This is a genomic window from Streptomyces sp. NPDC012510 (genome assembly GCF_042955065.1).
Lineage (GTDB): Bacteria > Actinomycetota > Actinomycetes > Streptomycetales > Streptomycetaceae > Streptomyces.
On the sequence record NZ_JBIBEN010000061.1, the window covers coordinates 1 to 4120 of the forward strand.

General features: G+C 71.0%; 3 protein-coding genes. All 3 read right to left on the reverse strand.

Translation table 11 applies throughout. The features are described 5' to 3' along the window. Positions 1-91: 91 nt before the first annotated feature. Positions 92-2329 carry a 1,4-alpha-glucan branching enzyme gene (gene glgB / locus ACFY9I_RS42185; protein ID WP_391012759.1) on the reverse strand — a complete coding sequence of 746 codons (2238 nt, stop codon included), beginning with the start codon at positions 2327-2329 and terminating at the stop codon, positions 92-94. Between the two features lie 4 nt (positions 2330-2333). Beyond that, complete coding sequence (locus ACFY9I_RS42190) at positions 2334-3722, reverse strand: maltokinase (RefSeq protein ID WP_391012762.1); 1389 nt, start codon at positions 3720-3722, stop codon at positions 2334-2336. A 29-nt stretch (positions 3723-3751) separates the two neighbouring features. Beyond that, positions 3752-4120, reverse strand: a 369-nt coding sequence (locus ACFY9I_RS42195) for an alpha-glucosidase C-terminal domain-containing protein (RefSeq protein ID WP_391012765.1), incomplete at its 5' end; no start/stop codon positions are given.

The window sequence follows — 4120 nt, forward strand, 5'->3', positions numbered from 1 at the left end:
TCGTTACGACAAGCTCGCCGTCCGCTTCGAAGCGACCGTGCTGGTCGCAGCCATTAACGAGTGGCTGTGACCAGCACTTCCGCAACAGACCCTAGGCAGGGCGGAACCAGACAGTGGCCAGTGGGGGCAGAGTGAGGCGGACACTGGCCGGGCGGCCGGCGTGGGGGTGGGGCTCGGTCTTCACCGGGTCGGAGGTCGTCACGTCGCCGCCGCCGTAGCGGGCGGCGTCCGTGTTCAGGACCTCGTGCCACACCGGGACGTCCTCGGGCACCCCGAGGCGGTAGTCCTCACGGACCACGGGACTGAAGTGGGAGACGGCCAGCAGAGGCGTGCCGTCCGCGTCGTACCGCAGGAACGCGAAGACGTTGTCCTCGGCGGCGTCCCCGGCCACCCACTGGAAGCCGGCCGGATCACTGTCCCGCTGCCAGAGGGCGGGGGTGCGGCGGTAGACCGTGTTGAGGTCGCGGACCAGGTCGCGCACACCCCGGTGGTCGGCCTCGGCGCCGTACGCGGGATCGAGCAGCCACCACTCCGGTCCGTACTCCTCCTCCCACTCCCCGCCCTGGGCGAACTCCTGCCCCATGAAGAGGAGTTGCTTGCCGGGATGCGCCCACATGAAGCCCAGATACGCCCGGTGGTCGGCGCGCCGCTGCCACCAGTCGCCCGGCATCTTCGACACCAACGCCCGCTTGCCGTGCACGACCTCGTCGTGGGAGATCGGCAGCACATAGTTCTCGCTGTACGCGTACATCATCGAGAACGTCATCTCGTTGTGGTGGTACTTGCGGTGCACCGGCTCGTGCTCGACATAGCCCAGTGAGTCGTGCATCCAGCCCATGTTCCACTTCAGCCCGAAGCCCAGGCCACCGCTGTCCGTCGGGCGGGTCACACCGTCCCAGGCGGTGGACTCCTCCGCGATGGTCACGACCCCCGGCGCCCGCCGGTACACCGTCGCGTTCATCTCCTGCAGGAACGCGACCGCGTCCAGGTTCTCGCGCCCGCCGAACACATTGGGGGACCACCGGCCCGATTCCCGCGAGTAGTCGAGGTAGAGCATCGACGCGACCGCGTCCACCCGCAGCCCGTCCACATGGAACTCCTCGCACCAGTAGACGGCGTTGGCCACCAGGAAGTTGCGCACCTCGGTGCGGCCGTAGTCGAACTCGAACGTGCCCCAGTCCGGATGCTCGGCCCGCAGTGCGTCTCCCGGCTCGTACAAAGGCTCCCCGTCGAAGCGGCCGAGCGCCCAGTCGTCCTTGGGGAAGTGGGCGGGGACCCAGTCCATGATCACACCGATCCCGGCCCGGTGCAGGGCGTCGACGAGGTGCTTGAAGTCGTCGGGGGTGCCGAGGCGGGCCGTGGGGGCGTAGAACCCGGTGATCTGGTAGCCCCAGGAACCGCTGAACGGATGCTGGGCGACCGGCATGAACTCGACGTGCGTGAAGCCGAGGTCGGAGACGTACCCCGGCAGCACATCAGCAAGCTGACGATATGTCAGGCCCGGTCGCCAGGAGGGGAGGTGGACCTCGTAGACGGAGAACGGGGCCTCGTGCACCGGGGTGTCGCCGCGTCTCGCCATCCACTGCGCGTCGCCCCACTCGTAGTGCGAGGCGTGGACGACGGACGCCGTCGCGGGCGGCACCTCCGCGGCGCGGGCCATCGGGTCGGCCTTGAGGAAGCGGTGGCCGTGGCGGGAGGTGATCTCGAACTTGTAGCGGGCACCTTCGCCCACCCCCGGCAGGAACAGCTCCCAGACCCCGGACGCACCGAGGGACCGCATCGGGAACGCGGTCCCGTCCCAGCAGGCGAAGTCCCCGGCGACCCGCACACCCCGGGCGTTCGGCGCCCACACCGTGAAGCGGGTACCGGTGACGCCCTGATGGGTCATCGGCTCGGCCCCCAGCGCCTTCCACAGCTGCTCGTGCCGCCCCTCCCGGATCAGATGCAGATCCAGCTCACCGAGCGAGGGCAGGAAGCGGTACGGGTCGTGGATCTCGTGGTCCACGTCCTCGTACGACACGAACAGCGTGTACGCGGGAACGGCGTCGAGGGGCAGGAGGACGGAGAACAGGCCGTCGCCCTCCGAGGCGAGGTACGTGCGCTCGCCGTCGACCACGACGCTCACGGCATGGGCGTACGGACGCAGGGCCCGTACGGCGATCCCGCCCGGCACGGGGTGGGCGCCGAGCAGGGCGTGCGGGTCGTGGTGGGCGCCGGACAGCAGCCGCGCACGGTCGTCGGGTGGCAGGGGAGGGGCGGCCACGGTCAGCCGGGGTCCACGCCGGGGTGGTCCGGTGATCTCGCGGGATCTGGTGTCGCGCAGGGCCACGGCTTCAGTCTCCTCTCACGGCGAGACGCTCGATCGCCGCCATCGGTACGGGGAGCCAGTCGGGGCGGTGCCGGGCCTCGTAGAGGACCTCGTACACGGCCCGGTCCGTCTCGTAGGCGCGCAGCAGCCCGTGCTTCGTGCGCGGGTCCCAGCCGGCGCGCGCGGCGTAGCCGGCGCAGAAGGCCTCCCGGCAGCGGCGCGCCCACTCCGGGCGCCAGGGGCGGCGCTGCCGGGCGGCGTAGTCGAAGGAGCGCAGCATCCCGGCGATGTCCCGCACCGGGGACTGCGTGCCGCACCGCTCGGCGAGCGGACGGGACGGCTCACCCTCGAAGTCGATGACGAACCACTCCCGGCCGGCCCGCAGCACCTGCCCCAGATGCAGATCACCGTGGATCCGCTGGGCGGGCGGCCCGACATCGCAGGAGAGGAGGGCGCGGAAGGCGGTGCGCAGACCGGGGACGAAGCGCCGGAGCGCCGGTACGCAGCGTGCGGCGGCGTCCAGCCGCTCGGTCATCGCGGCCGCCGTCCGCCCGTTCTCGTCATGGGCTCCGGCGGGGAATGCCGAGGCCAGGGCCAGGTGCACGTCGGCCGTCGCCCGCCCCAGCTCGCGGGCCTCGGCCGTGAAGTCGTGCCCCGTGGCGAGCGCGCCGAGCGCCAGCGTCCAGCCGTCGGACGCGTCGGGCAGGAACGGCTGCAGCACACCGAGCGTCGCCGGGAACGGATCGGTGGTCCCGAACCACGCCACCGGCGCGGGCACCCGACCGCACCCCTGCCCGGCCAGCGCCCCCGGCACCTCCAGATCGGGGTTCACACCCGGCTGGATGCGCCGGAAGACCTTCAGGATGAACGCGTCCCCGTACACCAGCGATGAGTTGGACTGTTCGGCGTCGAGCAGCCGCGGCGCCAGCCCCGCCGGAACCCGCGCCGACGGGTCCGCCTCGAAACACAGGGGGCCCGCACTGCCCGGATGCCGCAGCCGCTCCAGGAGCAACTGGGCCGAGCGGGGGTCGTACAACGCGTCGTACACCGTCAGACCTGCCAGCGGACCCTCGTCCGCCTGTCCGATGAGGGCCCGGCCGAGGCGCGGCACCGGACTGTCGCGTACGCCGAGCAGGAGCTGGTAGCAGTCGCCGGCCGGCGGGGCACCGTGGGGCATGGGGACTCCCCGGTGAGCGGTGTGGCCCGGCTGACCGGTGTGGACCAGCAGATGCAGACAACCCGGGTACAGCTCGGTCGTCGACAGCAGGGCGAGGTCCGTGACCGGCCGGTCCTTGCCGGCGAACCAGCGCTGCCTCGGCAGCCACTCGCGCAGCAGTCCGGCGAGCGAGGTCATGAGGTCGGCGGCGACCCCTTCGCAGCTCGGCCGGAGCAATGCGGATGCGGTCTTCGGCATGGTGACGCGTCCTTTCGCCGGCCCACGCTTCAACGCCCTCGGGCAGCGCGGGAGAGGACTCGGGAGAGACGGAACCAGTAGAAGCCGTGGCCCGCGAGGGTGAGCAGATACGGCAGTTCACCGATGGCGGGGAAGCGGACACCGCCGATGAGTTCGACGGGGTGGCGTCCTTCGTAGGCGTGCAGGTCCAGTTCGGTGGGCTGTGCGAACCGGGAGAAGTTGTTCACGCACAGCACCAGGTCGTCCTTGAACTCCCGGAGATACGCAAGCACCGCTGGGTTGGACGAGGGCAGTTCCGCATAGGACCCGAGGCCGAACGCCGGGTTCTGCTTGCGGATCTCGATCATGCGTCGGGTCCAGTGCAGCAGCGAGGCCGGGGACGACATCGACGCCTCGAC